18 protein-coding genes are annotated in these 19,827 nt (G+C 50.6%); 6 read left to right on the top strand and 12 right to left on the bottom strand.

The annotated features are described in order from the left end of the window. Positions 1 to 50: 50 nt before the first annotated feature. Together serA and rpiA are read right to left on the bottom strand one after the other, a co-directional pair. A complete protein-coding gene (serA, locus tag SPM24T3_RS16405) occupies positions 51 to 1,289 on the bottom strand; it encodes a phosphoglycerate dehydrogenase (RefSeq protein ID WP_009637911.1) in 1,239 nt (412 codons plus the stop codon). Between the two features lie 368 nt (positions 1,290 to 1,657). Continuing rightward, positions 1,658 to 2,317, bottom strand: a complete 660-nt coding sequence (rpiA, locus tag SPM24T3_RS16400; protein WP_009637910.1) for a ribose-5-phosphate isomerase RpiA — start codon at positions 2,315 to 2,317, stop codon at positions 1,658 to 1,660. Positions 2,318 to 2,505: 188 nt separating this feature from the next. Between rpiA and SPM24T3_RS16395 the strand changes: the two genes are divergently transcribed. Next, on the top strand, positions 2,506 to 3,408 hold the full coding sequence (locus tag SPM24T3_RS16395; RefSeq protein WP_009637909.1) for a LysR family transcriptional regulator ArgP: 903 nt from the start codon (positions 2,506 to 2,508) through the stop codon (positions 3,406 to 3,408). 1 nt (position 3,409) lies between these two features. Here the strand turns inward: SPM24T3_RS16395 and SPM24T3_RS16390 are convergent, their stop codons facing one another. Next, positions 3,410 to 4,135 (bottom strand): oxidative stress defense protein, encoded by a 726-nt coding sequence (locus tag SPM24T3_RS16390; RefSeq protein ID WP_009637908.1) that lies wholly within the window; start codon positions 4,133 to 4,135, stop codon positions 3,410 to 3,412. 80 nt (positions 4,136 to 4,215) lie between these two features. Next, complete coding sequence (gene argO / locus SPM24T3_RS16385; RefSeq protein ID WP_009637907.1) at positions 4,216 to 4,833, bottom strand: arginine exporter ArgO; 618 nt, start codon at positions 4,831 to 4,833, stop codon at positions 4,216 to 4,218. A 399-nt stretch (positions 4,834 to 5,232) separates the two neighbouring features. Here argO and SPM24T3_RS25525 point away from each other — a divergent pair, with 399 nt between their 5' ends. Next, positions 5,233 to 5,427 (top strand): hypothetical protein, encoded by a 195-nt coding sequence (locus tag SPM24T3_RS25525; protein WP_157135319.1) that lies wholly within the window; start codon positions 5,233 to 5,235, stop codon positions 5,425 to 5,427. Next, positions 5,424 to 6,032, top strand: coding sequence for a hypothetical protein (locus SPM24T3_RS16380; protein WP_157135318.1), 609 nt, complete (start codon positions 5,424 to 5,426; stop codon positions 6,030 to 6,032). Before SPM24T3_RS25525 ends, SPM24T3_RS16380 begins: the two co-directional genes overlap by 4 nt. Before the next feature lie 62 nt (positions 6,033 to 6,094). Here the strand turns inward: SPM24T3_RS16380 and mscS are convergent, their stop codons facing one another. From mscS to SPM24T3_RS16360, 4 genes are all read right to left on the bottom strand, one after another. Further along, positions 6,095 to 6,994 (bottom strand): small-conductance mechanosensitive channel MscS, encoded by a 900-nt coding sequence (gene mscS / locus SPM24T3_RS16375; RefSeq protein ID WP_009637905.1) that lies wholly within the window; start codon positions 6,992 to 6,994, stop codon positions 6,095 to 6,097. A gap of 131 nt (positions 6,995 to 7,125) precedes the next feature. Then, positions 7,126 to 8,397: an MFS transporter gene (locus SPM24T3_RS16370; protein ID WP_009637904.1), complete on the bottom strand. Its 1,272-nt coding sequence runs from the start codon at positions 8,395 to 8,397 to the stop codon at positions 7,126 to 7,128. Between the two features lie 57 nt (positions 8,398 to 8,454). Continuing rightward, positions 8,455 to 11,559, bottom strand: a complete 3,105-nt coding sequence (locus SPM24T3_RS16365; protein ID WP_009637903.1) for a beta-galactosidase — start codon at positions 11,557 to 11,559, stop codon at positions 8,455 to 8,457. A gap of 133 nt (positions 11,560 to 11,692) precedes the next feature. Next, complete coding sequence (locus tag SPM24T3_RS16360) at positions 11,693 to 12,778, bottom strand: LacI family DNA-binding transcriptional regulator (RefSeq protein ID WP_009637902.1); 1,086 nt, start codon at positions 12,776 to 12,778, stop codon at positions 11,693 to 11,695. Between the two features lie 374 nt (positions 12,779 to 13,152). Here SPM24T3_RS16360 and SPM24T3_RS16355 point away from each other — a divergent pair, with 374 nt between their 5' ends. Then, entirely contained in the window at positions 13,153 to 14,529 is a 1,377-nt protein-coding gene (locus tag SPM24T3_RS16355; protein WP_009637901.1) for an amino acid permease, read from the top strand. Between the two features lie 30 nt (positions 14,530 to 14,559). Continuing rightward, positions 14,560 to 15,315: a transporter substrate-binding domain-containing protein gene (locus tag SPM24T3_RS16350; protein ID WP_009637900.1), complete on the top strand. Its 756-nt coding sequence runs from the start codon at positions 14,560 to 14,562 to the stop codon at positions 15,313 to 15,315. A 74-nt stretch (positions 15,316 to 15,389) separates the two neighbouring features. Here SPM24T3_RS16350 and fbaA read toward each other — a convergent pair whose 3' ends face one another. The 3 genes from fbaA to epd all read right to left on the bottom strand — a co-directional run bounded on the left by fbaA (position 15,390) and on the right by epd (position 18,810). Continuing rightward, positions 15,390 to 16,469 (bottom strand): class II fructose-bisphosphate aldolase, encoded by a 1,080-nt coding sequence (gene fbaA, locus SPM24T3_RS16345; RefSeq protein ID WP_009637899.1) that lies wholly within the window; start codon positions 16,467 to 16,469, stop codon positions 15,390 to 15,392. Positions 16,470 to 16,562: 93 nt separating this feature from the next. Continuing rightward, entirely contained in the window at positions 16,563 to 17,726 is a 1,164-nt protein-coding gene (gene pgk / locus SPM24T3_RS16340; protein ID WP_009637898.1) for a phosphoglycerate kinase, read from the bottom strand. A 67-nt stretch (positions 17,727 to 17,793) separates the two neighbouring features. Beyond that, positions 17,794 to 18,810 carry an erythrose-4-phosphate dehydrogenase gene (gene epd, locus SPM24T3_RS16335; protein WP_009637897.1) on the bottom strand — a complete coding sequence of 339 codons (1,017 nt, stop codon included), beginning with the start codon at positions 18,808 to 18,810 and terminating at the stop codon, positions 17,794 to 17,796. 92 nt (positions 18,811 to 18,902) lie between these two features. Between epd and SPM24T3_RS16330 the strand changes: the two genes are divergently transcribed. Continuing rightward, positions 18,903 to 19,268: a hypothetical protein gene (locus SPM24T3_RS16330; protein WP_009637896.1), complete on the top strand. Its 366-nt coding sequence runs from the start codon at positions 18,903 to 18,905 to the stop codon at positions 19,266 to 19,268. Positions 19,269 to 19,270: 2 nt separating this feature from the next. Here the strand turns inward: SPM24T3_RS16330 and SPM24T3_RS16325 are convergent. Continuing rightward, positions 19,271 to 19,827 (bottom strand): transketolase C-terminal domain-containing protein (locus SPM24T3_RS16325; RefSeq protein WP_009637895.1); only part of this gene is annotated, 557 nt, incomplete at its 5' end.

The following is a 19,827-nucleotide window of genomic DNA, read 5'->3' as shown; positions in this document are numbered from 1 at the left end:
TGAGGCCCTTTTGTTTTGCTTAACAATTTTTAGAACAAGCGTTAAGCAGATTAGTACAGCAGGCGAGCACGAATGGTGCCCGGAATGCCTTTCATCAGCTGCAATGCGGTGTCGACCGTTTCAACGTCGGCTTCAACGTCAATAACCACGTAGCCCACTTCAGGGCTGGTTTGCAGATACTGAGCGGCAATGTTGATACCCTGCTCGGCGAAGATTTTGTTGATGCTGGTCAGCATGCCTGGACGGTTTTCGTGGATGTGCAGCAGGCGACTGGCATTTTTGCCGTGCATCGGCAGCGAAGCTTCCGGGAAGTTAACCGCTGACAGCGTTGAACCGTTGTCAGAGTATTTCGCCAGTTTACCCGCCACTTCCAGACCAATACCTTCCTGCGCTTCCATGGTAGAACCACCAATGTGCGGAGTCAGGATCACGTTATCGAATTCACACAATGGTGAAATAAACGGATCGCTGTTGGTTGCTGGCTCTTCAGGGAATACGTCGATAGCCGCGCCAGAAAGATGCTTGCTGCGCAGCGATTCACACAGCGCCGGGATATCAATAACCGTGCCGCGTGAGGCGTTGATCAGCAGTGAGCCCGGTTTCATCTGTGCCAGCTGTTCTACGCTAATCATGTCTTTGGTATTAGCGGTTTCTGGCACGTGCAGGGTCACGACATCGCTGGTATTCAGCAATTCATTCAGTGTCGGGATCTGTTGCGCGTTGCCCAGTGGCAGCTTGCTTTCGGTGTCATAGAAGAAAACGCGCATGCCCAGGCCTTCGGCCAGGATGCCGAGCTGTGTGCCGATGTGGCCGTAACCAATGATGCCCAGACGCTTGCCACGCGCTTCATAAGAACCTACAGCAAGTTTGTTCCAGATACCGCGGTGTGCTTTGGCGTTGGCTGCAGGAATACCACGCATCAGCAGCAGCATTTCACCCAGCACCATTTCTGCTACAGAACGGGTGTTGGAGAACGGCGCGTTGAACACGGGAATACCGCGCTTGGTCGCAGAGTTCAGGCTTACCTGGTTGGTGCCGATACAGAAACAACCGACGGCAACCAGTTTTTCAGCAGCGGCAAAGACTTCTTCGGTCAGTTGGGTACGGGATCGGATCCCTACGAAATGAGCATCACGGATCGACTCTTTCAGCGCTTCAGTATCCAGCGCTCCTTTATGAAATTCAATATTGGTATAACCAGCGGCGTGAAGGGTGTCGATCGCACTTTGGTGAACACCTTCAACCAGCAGAAACTTAATTTTGTCTTTTCCGAGTGATACTTTTGCCATTTCCCGACCCTACTGTTTTATTCATACCGGCAGTAATGCATACCGAAAGTGATTTTCATGCTGAATGCAGACTTCAGAAGTCACTGCTTTATGCAGTTCACAGTCAACATAACAAAATTTTTGCGTGGGGCAATACAAACGATTGCCTGCCCCATAGCACAAGCCCTGAGCGGCTTGGCATTTTTCAGAACTAAACACTCACAATGCAGGCCATGCCGGAGGTAAACATTAAAACTGCGCAGTTATGTGACATAAGTCACCAAATTCGCCGCTTTAAATAAAAGATGATTCAATCTAAAAATTATCATCTTCATAACATTGCATTATGGCTAGCCATTTAGGCAGAGCTTCTGCTTATCGAAAAACGACTATTTAACGATTTTTTTAACGCCGTCCGCCGTACCTACCAGCGCGACATCTGCACCACGATTGGCAAACAGGCCGACGGTTACCACACCGGCAATGCTGTTGATCTTGTTTTCCAGCGCGATGGCGTCGAGGATTTCCAGATTGTGCACGTCGAGGATTACGTTTCCATTGTCGGTGACGACATTCTGTCGATACTCCGGCAAGCCGCCAAGTTTGACCAGTTCACGAGCCACGTAGGAGCGAGCCATCGGAATGACTTCAACCGGCAGCGGGAATTTACCCAGCACGTCGACCTGCTTGGAGGCGTCAACGATGCACACAAACTTGCGCGCGATGGCAGAGATGATTTTTTCACGAGTCAACGCCGCGCCGCCGCCTTTGATCATCTGCATGTGGCCATTGATCTCGTCGGCACCGTCAACGTAAACGTCTAACTCATCGACTTCATTGGTATCAAAAACGTGAATGCCGTAGGCTTTAAGCTTGGCGGTCGAAGCTTCTGAACTCGACACCGCACCTTCAATCTGATGTTTAATCGAAGCCAGCGCGTCGATAAAGTGCGCCGCCGTTGTCCCGGTGCCGACGCCAACAATAGTACCCGGCGTGACATACTCCAGCGCAGCCCAACCTACCGCTTTTTTCAATTCATCTTGAGTCATAATGATTTCTCTCTGGCAAACAACCCGACGTTGTTGAAGTGTGAGTAGTATAAAGCAAGGCTCGAAGGAACGGTGAGCAGACTCTCACAGGAAAAGCATAAGATTTTGTGCGCCACAAATTTAAACAAACTGTGGCATAGTGTCTGAATATGTACTAAATCCCGAACGAGCCAAGGAATAGATTTTCGATGAAACGCCCAGACTATAGAACGCTGCAAGCGCTGGACGCCGTGATCCGTGAACGCGGTTTTGAACGCGCGGCACAAAAGCTGTGCATTACCCAATCCGCGGTTTCGCAACGAATTAAACAGTTGGAAAATTTATTTGGTCAGCCTCTGCTGGTGCGAACTGTGCCGCCTCGACCGACCGAACAGGGTCAAAAGCTGCTGGCGCTGCTGCATCAGGTTGAATTACTTGAAGAAGAGTGGCTCGGCAGTGACAATACGAATGACAGCAATGACACGCCGCTGCTGCTGTCGCTGGCGGTCAATGCCGACAGTCTGGCAACCTGGCTGTTACCGGCGCTGAAATCCGTATTGGTCGACTCGCCAATTCGTTTAAATCTGCAGGTTGAAGACGAAACCCGCACTCAGGAGCGCCTGCGCCGTGGTGAAGTGGTCGGTGCGGTCAGTATCCAGCCGCAGCCGTTACCGAGCTGCCTGGTGGATCAACTCGGCGCGCTAGACTACCTGTTTGTAGCCTCGAAAGGTTTCGCCGAACGCTATTTCCCCAACGGCGTCACGCGTTCTGCACTGCTGAAAGCCCCCGCGGTAGCGTTTGACCATCTTGATGATATGCATCAGGCATTTTTACAACAAAACTTCGACCTATCGCCCGGCAGCGTGCCCTGCCATATCGTGAACTCGTCCGAGGCTTTTGTGCAACTGGCGCGCCAAGGCACCACCTGCTGTATGATCCCGCATTTGCAGATTGAGAGAGAGTTGGAAAGCGGTGAGTTAATCGATTTGACGCCGGGATTGTTCCAGCGTCGTATGCTGTTCTGGCACCGATTCGCGCCGGAAAGCCGCATGATGAGAAAAGTCACTGACGCCCTTTTGGCACACGGGCGTCAGGTTTTACGTCAAGACTGATTTACTTTTCGTTCTTCAGCTCGAAAACAACATCGACCTGATCGTCAAAGTGAATGCTTTGCTGCTCGTAGGTTTGAGCGGCATCACTTTGGCCCGCAGCGTCAGCAGTTTTGTACATTCTGGCAACCGGCATCGGCTGATAATTGGCGACGTGGTAGCGAATGCTGTAAACCTGCCCAAGCTGGCTGTGGAAACCTTCAGCCAGCGCTTTCGCCTGCTGGGTGGCATTATCAATCGCTTTCTGACGCACCTGATTACGATAGCTGTCAGGATTGGCAACGCCCAACTCTACCGCACGGATCTCGTTCAATCCTGCACTCAATGCCCCGTCCAGCAGTTCGTTAAGTTTATCTAGCTGGCGCAAAGTAACCTGCACTTCACGCACCGCACGATAACCTTTTAGCACGCTGCTACCGTCTTTCAGGTAGTTATAGTCCGGCTGAGTACGCAGGTTGGCGGCATTGATGTCTTTTTTATCGATCCCGTTCTTTTGCAGGAAGGCAAAATACTCGGCAACGCGCTGATCGGCCTGTTTCTTGGCAGAAGCAGCGTCTTTCGCAGAAACATTGACTTCAATAGCCAACGTCGCAATGTCCGGAACGGCATCGACGCTGGCTGTACCTGAAGTTACCACATGCGGTCCCTCTGGAACTTCAGCAGCCTGAAGTGCAGCGGGCAGTGTCCCTAATCCCAACATAGCGGCCATAGCCAATGCTTTCAATTTCACAGTGTTTCCCTCATTCATCTGGTGAGCGACAACCCTAGCATAGTAGTTTGGCAGCGAAATTAAGATTAGTGAGAAATATTTCAAAAATGCAGGTTTTGTAACGCCAGTTGTAGGGCAATTGCCCACATCACAGTGCCGACTACCAGATTAATCGCCCGCTGAGTTTTCCCCTGATTAAGCCACGGTGAAAGCAACGCCGCGAGCACTGCCAGACCAAAGAACCACAGTGTGGAAGACAGCACCGCCCCAAGAGCAAACCATGAACGTTCATCGCTGGCGAGACGCCCGCCAAGACTGCCCAGCACCACAAAAGTGTCGAGATAAACGTGTGGATTAAGCCAGGTCACCGCCATCATGCTGGCCACAATGCGCCAGCGACTTTGACCCATCGCCCTGGCTTCTACCTGCTGCGGGTTAGGAGAGAATGCCGTGCGGAATGCACCCCAGCCAAACCACAGCAGGAAAGCCACACCACCCCAACTGACGATAAATAACAGTGTCGGATAAGTATCGAGCAGCGCGCTACCACCGAAAATACCGGCGCAAATCAGTGCGATATCGCTAATCGCACACAGTCCGGCAATCATCAGATGATACTGGCGGCGAATCCCCTGATTCATAACAAAAGCATTCTGCGGACCGATGGGTAAAATCATCGCCGCGCTGAGCATCATTCCCTGCAAGAAGATCGAAAACATTGTCGATATGTCCTTAAAACATGTGTCATAGAAAGTAATGATGCAAATTGTAAGGCACGGCCATCATTAGAGGAAATTGATATTTCTAATCGAACATTAGCTGAGCTAATTTCACTCAAGGGCTTTTATATTAAAAAAAAGCAAATTTAATATAAATAAATAATTATGTTTACTGATTAAATAGCTTAATTAATAGCTAAAAAAAACGTCTCCAATTTTAATCAAATAAATACTTTTAATTGAAAATACATTTGATAACTAACTCTACTGGAGTTTAATAATTTCAGTTAGTTAAATTAGGCCTTCTAAAGAGCTGGCAATATAAACTACGCAAAACAAATATGCCGCCCATCAGCATGATTTACTTTTAGGATAAAAAAGAAATATTAAAGGAATATTATGAAAAAACTAATTAAACTTTCGGCTATTACCATTACAATCTGTTCTGTATTCTGCGGTGCAAATGCTTTGGCCACCCATAACAGTAAGGCTTTAACTTCATACCCAGATGAAATAGCAGTAATAGATTCTAGCGCGCAGCCCGTTGCGAAGACCAAATTAAACTTAAGACCAACGGTTGGCCGGGTTCAATGAATTTACTTGACGGTAGATTGAGTAAAAACGCTGTCTCCTATCATTGGGAAATCCTTCACAGCACTGTACCTATGGAGCTAGAGTCGGGTGGCGAAGGTCCAATAAAAATCGGTCGCTCGAAGGAAGGTAAAACTGTTTTTGCAAATGTTGCAGATGGCACGCAAGATCCGAGGGAAGCTCATCAAAATGAGGCTATTTTCGAATTAACTGTCACCAATAAAGACGGCAAAAAAGCCTTTAGCAGAATGAAAATGATCTTTGTTCCAGCCACGGCCAACATAAAAGGCAGCAGAGTAATCGCTCAAGGTGAACCCTTGAACTTATCATTTGAAAGCAATATTACCGGCAACGTTAAATATATATGGGAAATTTATGCCAAAGACGTGGACTATTCATTAATCCATTACACAAGTAAAACACCCGATTTTACGTTCGATACTGCGGCTTTACCTCAGGGTGAATATCAACTGATAGGTTATATTAAGAGAAGTGGAGGCAAGGACTTTCTTGATGCTAAAAAAATCGAAAAGCTGACTATTATAAAAAAAACGTTAAATCAATTTGATGGCACAATCAGGCCGAATCAGCTTGTAACTTATAATTAATAAATAATATAGCAAAAAGCAAAACGCCCTGAGCTCAGGGCGTTTTTCGAACATAGCGGACGTTATTCAGCCTTGGCCTGTGCAGCTTCCCTGGCTTTTGTTTCGGCAGCAATAGTTTCAGCGCTGCGGAACAGATGCACGTCCATTTGCGGATAAGGGATGCCGATGCCGTTAGCATCCAGCGCTTCCTTAAACTGCTCAAGCAGGTCCCAGTTAACGTTCTGACCATCGGCATTCGTTGTCCAGTAGCGCACGACGAAATCCAGGGTTGAGGCGCCCATGGCGTTCATACGGATCACAATGCCTTTATCTTTCAGAATACGCTCATCGGCATTGGCAATATCGCCCAGCACTTGTTTAACTTTAGCGATTTCTGCGTCGTAAGAGACACTGACGATAATATCAGTACGTCGAGTCGGCTCACGGGAGGTGTTGATGATGTTACCGGCGATCACTTTACCATTGGGAATAACAATCACCTTGTTATCAGGGCTCAGCAGCGTAGTTGAAAAAATCTGCACGTGAGTTACGGTACCTGCAACTCCGCCAAGATCGACATATTCACCCACGCGGAACTGGCGGAACATCACCAGCAACACACCGGCGGCGAAGTTTGAAAGTGAGCCTTGCAATGCAAGACCTACGGCCAAACCTGCAGCACCAATAACAGCTATCACCGAGGTAGTCTGCACGCCAATTCGCCCTAAAACAGCGATAATGGTAAAGGCAATAATGGCGTAGCGTACCAGCGCCGCCAGGAAATCAGATACCGTCAGGTCAATATTACGCAAGCGCATTACGCGGCTTACCGTGCCGGAAATAAGCTTCGCAGCCAGCAAGCCGATCACCAGAATAAACACTGCGGCAACGATATTGACCGCATAGTGAATCAGCAATTCCTGATTTTTGGCTAACCACATTCCCGCACTGTGAAGTCCACCCACTACATTTAAATCTTCCATTTAACACACCCTAGCAAGCAATAATAAAACCAGACATTCGCACTCAATCGCAGGACGAATGATGCCTAAGCCCTTAAGGGTACCCAAGATTTAGCCTGACTGCCAATCGGTGTGGCCGTTATGCAGACTTTTTACACGTTGTTAATTGGCTTTTCGCTGACTCGTTGAACCGTTTTGAATGCTTGTAACGGACCGCGTCCGCTGAGGGTGAAAACTGATACCAGCGTAAACGCCAGCGCAATCAACCCAAGGATAAGATAGGTGCCATGGAAGCCCACTTTGCCATACATATCGCCAGCGAATATTGACATAAAGATCATCGCGATTTGCTTGAAGAAACAGAAACACACCAGATAAATGGTGGCCGAGAAACGCACCTCAAACACCGAGGTAATGTATTTGAAGCAGCCGACAATCAGGAACGGGATCTCAAACATGTGCAGCGTTTTCAGTAGCACCACTTCTACCGGCGTGCTGGCGAATGAAGAGCCGATGATGCGCACGGACATAATAGTGCCCGCCAGTAACAGCGCATTCTTGCCGCCGATGCGATTAACGATAGCCGGGGCAAAGAACATGATAAACGCGTTGAGCAACTCGCCCAGCGTGGTGATGTAACCGAACACACGCGTCCCCTGATCAACATTGCTGAAGAAAGAGGTAAAGAAGTTGGCGAACTGTTGGTCGAATACTTCGTAGGTGCAGGAAACACCCACCACATACAGGCCGAGGAACCACAGTTTTTTATCTTTCAGCAGCTCTGCGGCGAGACGCAGACTAAACGGTTTGGAATTGGCACCCAGCTCGTTGGCGACCTTGGCGGTTGAGCCGACTGCCGGTTTGGCGAGCAACAGCAGAATAGCCAAGATAACCGCACAGCCGGACCCCAACCAGAATACAAACTGGTTGTTAATGGTGAACATAATGCCCACCACCGAGGCGCAAATAGCCCAACCGACGCAGCCAAACATTCGCGCGCGCCCAAACTCGAAGCTGCTACGACGGCTGACCTTCTCGATGTAAGCCTCAATTGCCGGTGCGCCGCCGTTGTAAATGAAGCCGAGGTAAATCCCGCCAACTATCGATCCCATAAGAATATTAGTTTTCAGCAGCGGACCGAACACGTAAATAAAGAACGGCGCAAACAGAACCAACATGCCGGTGATGATCCACAGCAGATGTTTTTTCAGCCCAAGCTTGTCGGACAACAGACCAAACAGCGGCTGGAATACCAGTGAGAAAAACGAAATACAGGCAAAAATAATGCCGGTATCACTCTGATTGATATGATTAATATCATGCAGCCAAATCGGGAAAAACGGAAAATAGGCACCCATGATGAAAAAGTAGAAAAAGAAAAACAGTCCAAAGGTCCAGAAATTAGTATTTTTTAGATAATTCATTGGTCACTCCTCGGCCGAAACGGCAGCCGTATCCCGCGCTGGAATACGGCAACATGCTTACTTACGCACCCAGATAAGCGAATAGCGATATTCGTTGTCCGACAGTAAAAAGTCCGGGCTCACACTGGGACTCCACGAATCATCGCCGCCGATACCCATACGGAAGGCGTCGATGTTCAGCCAGGTGCCCTGCTCTTCATGCAGCAGATGGCGATGGCTGGTATCCATCAGCTGACGCAGGCTGTAACGACTGAGGCCGAAGGCAAAATCGCCCTGCAGCTGCCAGTCACCATAATTTAATTCGTGAGTTCCACCGCGCGAACCGTTTTCAGACGGAAAGACGTAAGGCGTATACAGCTGTTCCAGTGGCAACTGCCAGCGGGAGAACTGTGCCGCCAGTTGGCGATCCGGATAGTTCTCGTGCGGCCCCAGTCCCAGCCATTCGACCGTTTCTGCTACCTGGCGCAGCTGGCAACTCAGGCCAATACGCGCCGGAGAAGGCAGGCTGCTGGCAACTTGCACCCGCACGTCAATACGCAACTCTCCCAGTGTGCTGATGTGGTAGTTTTTACGGCTAATCAGCACTATGTTCTGCGCATAGGCAAAGGTGTGCTCAGTTTCAATATTTAAGCCATCGACTAATTGATGAGTTTCGAAACGCAGCAACTGGCTTTCGAGTTCATACATCCCGGCCTTTTTCCAACGCTCGACCCAGGCATTAGGATCGATGCGCGTGGCCTCGCTGACGCCGATGTCATTATCCAGCGGCGCGCGAACAAACTGGTCACGCAGCGGAGAAAGCAGCTGCGCCTCTTCGCCATGCCACCACTGTTCGAGCAGTCCGTTTTGCTTGTTGAACTGCCAGCGCTGATCGCCGACGGCAACCGTGAGCTGATTTTCTGTTGTTGCCAGCTTAGGTGCGCTTGAGTTTTGCTTGACGGCAACAGGCAGTGGAAGCGCGCGCGGAAGTGACCATTGATGCCAGGCAGTACGATGCTCCTTGCCAGACCATTGCGTAGCATCCGGCTGATAAATATCAATATTCAGCCATAGTTGACCCGGTGTTTCGACTGCTGGATAGTCGCCGAGCTGAATACGCTGGCGGCCCTGCGGCGGGATATCCAGCGGTTGTTCGCCCTGGCAGACTGCCTGACCATTCAGCTCAACCCGCCAGTTCAGGCGCTCGTTATCGCTGTGACGGAACAGATAATCGCTGCGCACCTCAACCACCAGCGGTTCAATGCTGACCAGATCGAAATGGAAAAACTGTTGCGCGCGCTGGGCTTCAAACAGTGCCGGATGCGGCGTGCGATCCTGAAAAACCAGGCCGTTCATGCAGAATTGGCGATCGTTGGGCTTGTCGCCAAAATCACCGCCGTAGGCAGAATAGCTGACGCCATCGTCACCGACGCGAGTCAGGCTCTGGTCAACCCAATCCCAAATAAAACCGCCCTGCAAACGGGGATAATCGCGAAACGCCTGCCAATATTTGTCGAAACCGCCCAGACTGTTACCCATGGCGTGAGCATATTCACAAAGGATCAGCGGACGGGTTTCGTCAGGCATGCCGATCCATTTTTTGATCGACCATTTAGGCACCGCATCAAACGGCTGATCTTGATCGACGCGGGCATACATCGGGCAAATAATGTCGGTGGCCGCCGAGTTGGCCCCCCCGCCCTCATACTGCACCGGGCGAGTCGGGTCGGTAGATTTTATCCAGCTGTATAAAGCATCGTGAGTTGAACCATGCCCTGACTCGTTCCCCAAAGACCAGATAATGATGCAAGGATGGTTGCGATCGCGCTGCACCATGCGGGTTACTCGTTCGCTGAAGGCATTGAACCACTGTGGATCGTCGGAAAGGCGGTTCATCGGCTGCATGCCGTGAGTTTCAATATTTGCCTCATCAACTACGTAGAGTCCGTAGCGATCGCAAAGTTTGTACCAAAGCGGATGATTCGGATAATGCGAGCAGCGCACGGCATTGAAATTATGCTGCTTCATCAGCAAGATATCTTGCAGCATGGTCGCCTCGTCGATCGCCTGTCCTTTTTCAGGATGATGTTCGTGACGATTGGTGCCGCGAATCAGTAGCGGTTGCCCGTTGAGTTTCAGCAGGCCATTAGAGATTTCAACCTGACGAAATCCCACGTCGTAAGCTTCGGCTTCAATCAATCGATTATCGGCATCGAGCAAGGAAATCACGGCTCGATATAGATGCGGCTGTTCGGCGCTCCATAAAAGCGGTTTTGCCAACGGCAGACGCAGCGTCACTTTGTCGAAATAGGCGCCCCGTTCGTCAATGGTTTCGCTGCCAAGTTGCTGCGTTTGATCGGCAACCTTCTGATCACCTTGCCAAAGTGTGACTTGAATTTTGTGCGTGCTGGCCTGTTCAGGCGTGGCGTTCACCACGATTTTGGCTTCCAGCTCGCCGAGTGTGAAATTGGCATGCAAATGAGTATTTAGCTGGATATCACTGAACTGAACCTCTGGCTTATGCAGCAGGCTGACATCGCGGAAGATGCCGCTCATCCGCCACATGTCCTGGTCTTCGAGGTAGCTGCCGTCGCTCCAGCGCAGCACCATCACCGCAAGGCGGTTATTGCCTGCCTGCAAATAATCGCTCAAGTCAAACTCGGCCGGCAGTCGGCTGTCCTGTGAATAGCCTACCCACTCGCCGTTGCACCACAAATAGAACGCAGAATTAACGCCGTCGAAGATAATTCTTGTCTGACCCTGCTTGCGCCAATCCTCTTGAACTTCAAATGTGAGCGAATAACATCCAGTGGGGTTTTCATGGGGTACAAACGGCGGATTTACCGGAATAGGATACTGTACGTTGGTATAAATTGGCGCATCATAGCCCGCCAGCTGCCAGTTGGCAGGAACCTGAATGGTGTCCGACGCGGGCAGATCCTCACTTAGCCACGAAACAGGGACCCTCTCCGGGCTGGTGAAATAACTAAAGGCCCATTCGCCATTTAACAGGTGACGGCTGACGGAATCACGATCTTCTTTAGCTTCTTCAACGCTGCGCCAGCTCTGAAAAGGAGGATGCGCCGCCAGGCGATTAACCTGGGTGCAAACCGGATTCTCCCAATCTCTACGCGCCAGTACTTCGATTAACGGTTTTTTTACCTGACCATTATTACGCTTCATAAATCCACCCAAAAAATGTTATGCGCTCACATTAATGAGTCAAACATGGGGCGATATGAAAATTAAGTAAAGAAAGCAGCGTTCAGAAGGCGACGAGGATCACAAAATCCCCGCCAGATGCGCACGGAAAGGCTTAAAGCTGTTCCAGCTGACGAGCGATTCGTTTGAGCTCTAACGCCAGTGACTTGGCGGAATCGGTCCGCTCACCCGGCGGCGAGGTGGTCTGACGTTCCATCAAAGTGGTATTAAGCAGCAGTGAGCCCGGATTGGCCTGCGATGGATTTTCCAGCATCTGCACCAGACGAGTTACACTTTCGCGACCGCTCAGGCGAAAGTCTTGCGCGATAGTAGTTAAAGGAGGTTGAAAATAGGCGCTGTCTTCGGTGTCATCATAGCCAACCACCGAAAGATGCTGCGGTACCGCAATGCCGCACTGATGCGCAGCTCGAAGCACGCCGAGAGCCATCTGATCGTTAGCGACCAGAATCGCCGTCGGCCGCTGCGGCTGGTTAAGCAGAGTCAGAGCCAACTGATAGCCAGAAGCCGAGCTCCAGTCACCGTGCAGCACATTAAAAGGTGTAAGCTGCTGTTCGGTCAGTCCGCCAAGCCAGCCCTGATAGCGCAGGCGGGCAGATACTGACTCCAATGGGCCGGTCAACAGGGCAATGTCACGATGGCCCAGCGCCAGCAGATGGTTCAGCCCCTGTCGCGCACCTTCGCCTGGATCAAACAGAATACTCAGCAGATCTGCCTGTGGATCAACATCGAGAAACAGCACTGGCAGATTACCGCAACACTGCTTCACTTCAAGGGCGTTAGCGGTTTCCAGCGGCACGTTGATCAGAATGCCGTCAACGCGCTGGGCAATCAGTTCGTTTACCGCCGCGCGGCAGGACTGCAGCTGCAAATCTTCGACCATCGATATCACCACGTGATAACCGAGCTGGCTGGCCCGGGTTTTAATCGCCGAAGCCCCCTGAGAAGGCGCATTAAGGGCCAGATTAGTACTCGCCAGCCCGAGGGTAAAACTCTGCTTTCCTGCCAGCTGCTGCGCCATGCGGTTCGGCACATAGTTCAGCTCATTCATTGCGGCTTCAACCCGGATGCGCGTTTTCTCAGCCACCTGAGCCGCCTGATTCAGCACGCGCGAAACCGTCTGATAAGAAACACCAGCGTGGCGGGCGACATCCTCGAGCGTAACTGACCTTGGCTTATTCAACGGCGATTTCCTGTCTGGGTTGATAAAAGACAATGGGTCGAGGCGATGTATCCATGCCCCTGACAATGAATTAATGATAACAGATTTCACCGCTGTTCGAAGAGCAGGCGCAGGTAACCCGATGCGTCGCACTAATTTGGTTCAACATTGGTCACTTTCAGAGAGTTTACTGCTCAAATCATGCACCGAATGCCATTTAAAAGCGTAAATCACAGCCTGAGGGGATTATTTACGCATATCCTGCGCATAGCCATTAAAAATATTTATATAAATATTTCAATATGTTATGAAAATTAAAGTTTTGTGCGTCATGCAATGGCCTAAGAATTGCTTTATCCGCTGCCAATAACAGTTTCTAATTTTGGGGAAAATTAATGGATAAGTTGCAGAAGGATGGTCAGCTGAAAAGAGGGTTAAAAAACCGCCATATACAGCTGATCGCTTTGGGTGGTGCTATCGGCACTGGTCTGTTTCTCGGTATCGCTCAGACGATAAAAATGGCCGGACCCTCGGTACTTTTGGGCTATGCGATTGCAGGGATTATCGCCTTCTTTATCATGCGTCAGCTCGGTGAAATGGTAGTTCATGAGCCAGTAGCCGGATCGTTCAGCCATTTCGCCAACAAATATTGGGGCAGCCTGGCGGGCTTTATGTCTGGCTGGAACTATTGGGTGCTGTATGTGCTGGTCAGCATGGCGGAACTCACCGCAGTGGGCATTTATGTTCAGTATTGGTGGCCTGAGATCCCGACCTGGGTCTCGGCGGCGGTATTCTTTGTCGCGATTAATGTCATCAACATGAGCAGCGTGAAAATTTACGGTGAAGTGGAATTCTGGTTTTCGATCATCAAAGTGGCGGCAATTGTCGGCATGATCGGTTTTGGTGCCTGGCTGTTGGCCAGCGGTCACGGCGGCCCGGAAGCCAGCGTGGCAAACCTGTGGCAATTCGGCGGCTTCTTCCCTCACGGCGTTAAAGGTCTGGTGATGGCGATGGCGGTGATCATGTTCTCGTTCGGCGGCCTGGAACTTATCGGCATCACCGCCGCCGAGGCCGACAATCCGCAGAAAAGCATTCCGAAAGCCACCAATCAGGTGATTTATCGCATTTTACTGTTTTACGTCGGCGCGCTGGCAGTGCTGCTTTCACTCTATCCATGGCAGAAAGTAGTCACCGGCGGCAGCCCATTTGTTCTGATTTTCCATGCGCTTGACAGCAATCTGGTGGCCACTCTGCTCAACGCCGTAGTACTTTCTGCCGCACTTTCTGTTTATAACAGCTGCGTGTTTAGCAACAGCCGCATGTTGTTTGGTCTAGCTAAACAAGGCAATGCCCCTGTCGCCTTGCTCAAGGTTAACGGTCGCGGTATTCCATTCAATGCGTTGAGCGTTTCGGCAATCACCACCGCGCTATGCGTGCTGCTTAACTATTTGATGCCGGGTCAGGTATTTGAAGTACTGATGTCTCTGGTCGTGGCTGCGCTGGTGATCAACTGGGCGATGATCAGCATTACTCATCTGAAATTCCGTCGCGCGCTGCATACCGCAAAACAGAAAACCAGTTTCCAGAGCCTGGGTTATCCGCTGACTAACTTGCTCTGCCTTCTGTTCCTGGCCGCGATTCTGTTCATTATGTATATGACGCCGGGCATGCAGATTTCAGTCTGGCTAATTCCTGTCTGGCTGCTGGTGCTGCTGGTCGGCTATCAGTTCAAGAAAAAGAAAAATACCGCTGCGGCGATAAAAGTTGCCTAAAAAATCAATAACCTTGAAACAGGGCTAAAAATGAAAAAGTTATTACCTTGGGTATTGCTGGTCGCCGCCGGGAGCGCCAGCGCAGAATCACATCTTCAAACCGTTATGAAACAAGGCACCTTAAACGTCTGTACCACCGGCGATTACAAGCCTTACACGTTTTTAAAACCTGATGGCAGCTATGAAGGTATAGATGTATCAATGGCAGAGTCATTGGCAAAAAGTCTGGGCGTGAAAGTTAATTTCGTGAAATCCACCTGGAAAACGCTGACACCGGACCTGGTTGCGGGCAAATGCGATATCGCGATGGGCGGCATTTCAGTTACGCTGGCGCGTCAGCAACAGGTGTTCTTTGCCGAAAGAATGGATGTTGATGGAAAAATCCCGTTGGTGCGTTGTACTGACGTGAAAAAATATCAAACCCTCGCGCAAATTAATAAGCCAACGGTACGCTTGATTGAACCGGCAGGCGGCACCAATGAGGTGTTTGCACACGTCTTCTTGCCTGAAAGCAACCTAACGTTGTCGCACGATAATGCAGGCATCTTCCAACAACTGGTTGATAAAAGAGCCGACGTGATGATAACCGAGGCTTCCGAAGCGCTTTACCAGAAAAAATCGCATCCGTCCCTATGTGCGGTAAATCCTGACAAGCCGATGCAGTATGGCGAGAAATCTTACATGCTGCCCACCGACGATATCAGCTGGAAGCTTTATGTTGACCAATGGCTACATCTTGCGCGGGCCACTGGCGAATATCAGAAAATTGTCGCAGGCTGGATGTAATCCGTTTCCGCAGATTTCAGATATAAAAAAGGGGCCATCTGGCCCCTTTCGTCTGTTTGCACCAAAAGGCGCAATTACAGAGTGTTAACGTCGTTCAGCTCTTCGAAAGCCTGTTCCAGACGAGTCACCATAGAGGACTGTGCAGAACGCAGCCATACGCGTGGATCGTAGAATTTCTTGTTCGGCTTGTCTGCGCCTTCCGGGTTACCCAGTTGCGCCTGCAGGTAAGCTTCGTTCTTTTTGTAGAACTGAAGGATACCGTCCCAGTTAGCCCACTGAGTGTCAGTATCGATGTTCATTTTGATAACACCGTAGCTGATAGATTCTTTGATTTCGGCAGCAGAAGAACCTGAACCACCGTGGAACACGAAGTCCAGGGAGTTGTGCGGCAGGTTGTGTTTCTTGCTGACGTAATCCTGAGAATCACGCAGGATAGTTGGGGTCAGTTTAACGTTACCTGGCTTGTAAACGCCGTGAACGTTACCGAATGAAGCCGCGATAGTGAAGCGTGGGCTGATTGCATTCAGTTTTTCGTAAGCGTAATCAACGTCTTCTGGCTGAGTGTACAGCGCAGATGCGTCCATGTGGCTGTTATCAACGCCGTCTTCTTCACCGCCAGTGCAACCCAGTTCGATTTCCAGCGTCATGTCGATCTTGGCCATACGCGCCAGATACTTGCTGCAAATCTCGATGTTTTCTTCCAGCGGCTCTTCTGACAGATCGATCATGTGAGATGAGAACAGTGGCTTACCGGTAGCTTTAAAGTGTTTTTCACCTTCGTCCAGCAGACCGTCAATCCAAGGCAGCAGTTTCTTCGCACAGTGGTCAGTATGCAGGATAACCGGCACGCCATAGTGTTCAGCCATCAGGTGAACGTGACGCGCACCTGAGATAGCGCCCAGAATCGCGCCGCCCTGTGGAACGTCAGTTTTCAAACCTTTGCCCGCGATAAATGCAGCGCCGCCGTTAGAGAACTGAATAATGATAGGACCTTTGACTTTCGCAGCGGCTTCGAGAGCGGCGTTGATAGAGTCGGTGCCTACGCAGTTAACTGCAGGGAGAGCAAACGCATTTTCTTTAGCTACTGCGAATACTTTCTGAACGTCATCACCAGTGATAACACCAGGTTTTACGAAATCAAAAATTTTAGACATATTACGTTGTCCTGTATCGTCGGTCGTAGATGGATTGAATCGGATTACAAAAATTAGCGTGGGCAGACAAGCAAACTCATCCGCCCTGTATTATTACTTTTTAGCACGCTCTTCCAGCATCACAACGGCTGGCAGCTCTTTTCCTTCAACGAACTCGAGGAATGCGCCACCACCGGTAGAGATGTAGGAGATTTTGTCAGCAATACCGAACAGGTCGATTGCTGCCAGAGTGTCGCCGCCGCCTGCGATGGAGAATGCGTCGCTATCGGCAATGGCGTGCGCCACGATTTCGGTTCCTTTACGGAAGTTAGGGAACTCGAACACGCCAACCGGGCCATTCCACAGAATGGTTTTGGCGTTTTTCAGGATCTCGGCCAGACGCTGTGCAGACACGTCGCCCATATCCAGAATTTGCTCTTCGTCTTTGATATCGCTGGTTGATTTCAGCGTTGCGGTTGCGGTCTCGGAGAATTCGGTCGCTACGCGCACATCAGTTGGAACCGGAATATCGCAGGTTTCCAGCAATTTTTTGGCAGTGCCTACCAGGTCAGCTTCATAAAGTGATTTACCCACGTTATGACCCTGAGCGGCCACGAAGGTGTTGGCAATACCACCACCGACGATCAGCTGGTCAGCAATTTTGGACAGCGCGTCAAGCACGGTCAGTTTGGTAGAAACTTTTGAACCACCAACAATTGCAACCATTGGGCGAGCCGGGTTACCCAGCGCTTTGCCCAGTGCTTCAAGCTCTGCAGACAGCAGCGGGCCTGCACAGGCGATTGGAGCAAACTTGCCCACGCCGTGAGTCGAGGCCTGCGCGCGGTGCGCGGTGCCGAAAGCGTCCATCACGTAGACGTCGCAGAGGGCAGCATATTTTTTAGACAGCGCTTCGTCGTCTTTCTTTTCGCCTTTGTTAAAGCGAACGTTTTCCAGAACAACCAACTCGCCTTCAGCAATATCAACGCCGTCGAGGTAATCTTTAGCCAGACGAACTTTTGAACCGAGCTTGTCTTTCAGGTAGTTAACAACCGGCAGCAGCGAAAACTCTTCGTTGTACTCGCCTTCGGTAGGACGACCCAGATGCGAGGTCACCATTACGCGCGCACCCTGCTTCAGGGCCGTTTCGATGGTTGGCAAAGAGGCACGAATACGTGCATCAGACGTCACTTTACCGTCTTTAACCGGCACGTTCAGATCCGCACGGATCAGTACACGCTTACCTGCTAAATCCAGGCTGCTCATCTTAATTACAGACATGGTGAATCCTCTCGTTGATTCTTTTAAAGTTGCTGAGGGCGTAACCAGCCGTGGCTGATTTGCCTTACTAGAAACCGCTTGCGGACATGGCCAACGTGGTATCCAACATCCTATTGGCAAAGCCCCACTCATTGTCGCACCAGACCAGAGTTTTGATCAGGCGCTGTCCACTGACCCGCGTCTGGGTGCCATCGACGATGGCGCTGTGCGGGTCATGGTTAAAATCAGTAGAAACTAATGGTAGTTCGGTATAGTCAACAATACCACGAAAAGTACCGTTCGATGCCTTTTGCAGCAGCTGGTTAACCTGCTCAACGTCTACCTTTTTGGAAACAAAAACGCTTAAATCGATAGCAGTTACGTTGATGGTTGGCACACGCACCGAGATCGCTTCAAAGCGGTCACAGAACTTCGGCATAATGCGTGTGATGCCGGCAGACAGCTTGGTATCAACGGGAATAATTGACTGGCTGGCCGCGCGGGTTCGGCGTAAATCCGGATGGTAAGCATCGATTACCGGCTGATCATGCATCGCAGAGTGGATGGTGGTGACCGTGCCAAATTCGATGTCGAACGCGTCGTCCAGAAGTTTGATAATCGGAATAATACAGTTGGTGGTGCAGGAAGCGTTGGAGACGATGCGGTGCTCGCGTTTGAGTAGATGGTCATTCACACCATAAACTACGGTGGCGTCCAAATCGTGCCCGCCGGGATGAGCGAAGAGGATCTTCTTGGCTCCGGCGGCAAGTTGGGCTTCACCATCTTCACGACTGCCGAAAACGCCGGTGCAGTCGAGCACCACGTCAATGCTCAGCTCACCCCAAGGTAACAGGCTGGCATCGGGCTGGTGCAGCAAACGGATGGTGTCATCGCCGACTGAAAGCACATCGCCTTCCTGCCTCACGTCCCAGGCGAAGCGGCCATGGCTGGAGTCATACTTCAACAGGTGCGCCATCCCTTCGGGGCTGGCCAGCTCATTGATTGCCACGACGCTAATTTCTGCACGGCGACCAGATTCGTATAAAGCGCGCAATACGCTACGGCCAATGCGACCAAAGCCATTAATTGCGATACGTATTGGCATACTTCTCCCTGTTACACGGTTGTTACCTAATTACGATAACCCTATAGTAATGCAGTGCGCCTTTGCGGTGAATCATCATTGCACCTTATTGGATGCAATTCGGAACTCAACACCCCTTCCAATCTGAACACGTTAACAACCAGCATCGGACGTTCACTAAAATAACCACAACTGAAACGGTTCAGCTGAGCATAAACCAAACTATAGACAAAGGAAATATTTCGCTGCAATTTGGAGCACTGCCCTTTGCGTTCGCTGAAAAAATCAACAACCCACGCGCTTTTTCCGTTAACAAGATGGCTATTCTATTAAAAAAGAGATTTAAAGGGATTGATGCAAGTCAGGGCACGGGTTTTTTATTCGAATTTAAAACCCAAATTTTAGATAAAAAAAAGCCCCGATTTTCATCGAGGCTTTTGATCACCACGGCGCGTTCAAAGCGCTGTGGCGAGAGTTGAATTTACTTCAACAGTGACTGTGCTTTGGCAACGACGTTATCCACGGTGAAGCCGAACTCTTTGAACAGCAGCTCTGCCGGAGCAGACTCACCGAAGGTGGTCATGCCGACGATAGCGCCGTTCAGACCAACGTATTTGTACCAGTAGTCTGCAATGCCGGCTTCCACGGCAACGCGTGCGGAAACCGCTTTCGGCAGCACGGATTCGCGGTAGGCCGCATCCTGCTTGTCGAAGGCGTCGGTCGATGGCAGTGAAACCACCCGCACCTTGGTGCCCGCTGCGGCCAGCTTGTCGGCGGCTTCTACGGTGATGCCGACTTCTGAACCGGTGGCGATCAGAATGACGTCCGGCGTGCCTTCACAGTCTTTAAGAATGTAACCGCCGCGCGCCACGTTGGCCAACTGCTCGGCGGTACGCGGTTGCTGGGTCAGATTCTGACGAGAGAAGATAAGCGTGGTCGGGCCGTCGTTGCGCTCGATAGCGTATTTCCACGCCACCGCAGACTCAACCTGGTCAGCCGGACGCCACAGGCTCATGTTCGGGGTCACGCGCAGGCTGG

This window comes from Serratia sp. M24T3 (assembly GCF_000257645.1).
In the GTDB taxonomy this organism is placed as follows: domain Bacteria; phylum Pseudomonadota; class Gammaproteobacteria; order Enterobacterales; family Enterobacteriaceae; genus Rouxiella.
Note: the sequence above shows the minus strand (reverse complement) of the source record. Positions and strands in the feature narration are given on the sequence as shown.

What these genes read in the sequence shown, in the direction of transcription:
- serA (WP_009637911.1), bottom strand. Translation starts at nt 1,289, where the DNA reads ATGGCAAAAGTATCACTCGGAAAAGACAAAATTAAGTTTCTGCTGGTT.
- rpiA (WP_009637910.1), bottom strand. Translation starts at nt 2,317, where the DNA reads ATGACTCAAGATGAATTGAAAAAAGCGGTAGGTTGGGCTGCGCTGGAG.
- SPM24T3_RS16395 (WP_009637909.1), top strand. Translation starts at nt 2,506, where the DNA reads ATGAAACGCCCAGACTATAGAACGCTGCAAGCGCTGGACGCCGTGATC.
- argO (WP_009637907.1), bottom strand. Translation starts at nt 4,833, where the DNA reads ATGTTTTCGATCTTCTTGCAGGGAATGATGCTCAGCGCGGCGATGATT.
- SPM24T3_RS25525 (WP_157135319.1), top strand. Translation starts at nt 5,233, where the DNA reads ATGAAAAAACTAATTAAACTTTCGGCTATTACCATTACAATCTGTTCT.
- SPM24T3_RS16380 (WP_157135318.1), top strand. Translation starts at nt 5,424, where the DNA reads ATGAATTTACTTGACGGTAGATTGAGTAAAAACGCTGTCTCCTATCAT.
- mscS (WP_009637905.1), bottom strand. Translation starts at nt 6,994, where the DNA reads ATGGAAGATTTAAATGTAGTGGGTGGACTTCACAGTGCGGGAATGTGG.
- SPM24T3_RS16370 (WP_009637904.1), bottom strand. Translation starts at nt 8,397, where the DNA reads ATGAATTATCTAAAAAATACTAATTTCTGGACCTTTGGACTGTTTTTC.
- SPM24T3_RS16365 (WP_009637903.1), bottom strand. Translation starts at nt 11,559, where the DNA reads ATGAAGCGTAATAATGGTCAGGTAAAAAAACCGTTAATCGAAGTACTG.
- SPM24T3_RS16355 (WP_009637901.1), top strand. Translation starts at nt 13,153, where the DNA reads ATGGATAAGTTGCAGAAGGATGGTCAGCTGAAAAGAGGGTTAAAAAAC.
- SPM24T3_RS16350 (WP_009637900.1), top strand. Translation starts at nt 14,560, where the DNA reads ATGAAAAAGTTATTACCTTGGGTATTGCTGGTCGCCGCCGGGAGCGCC.
- fbaA (WP_009637899.1), bottom strand. Translation starts at nt 16,469, where the DNA reads ATGTCTAAAATTTTTGATTTCGTAAAACCTGGTGTTATCACTGGTGAT.
- pgk (WP_009637898.1), bottom strand. Translation starts at nt 17,726, where the DNA reads ATGTCTGTAATTAAGATGAGCAGCCTGGATTTAGCAGGTAAGCGTGTA.
- epd (WP_009637897.1), bottom strand. Translation starts at nt 18,810, where the DNA reads ATGCCAATACGTATCGCAATTAATGGCTTTGGTCGCATTGGCCGTAGC.
- SPM24T3_RS16330 (WP_009637896.1), top strand. Translation starts at nt 18,903, where the DNA reads ATGCAATTCGGAACTCAACACCCCTTCCAATCTGAACACGTTAACAAC.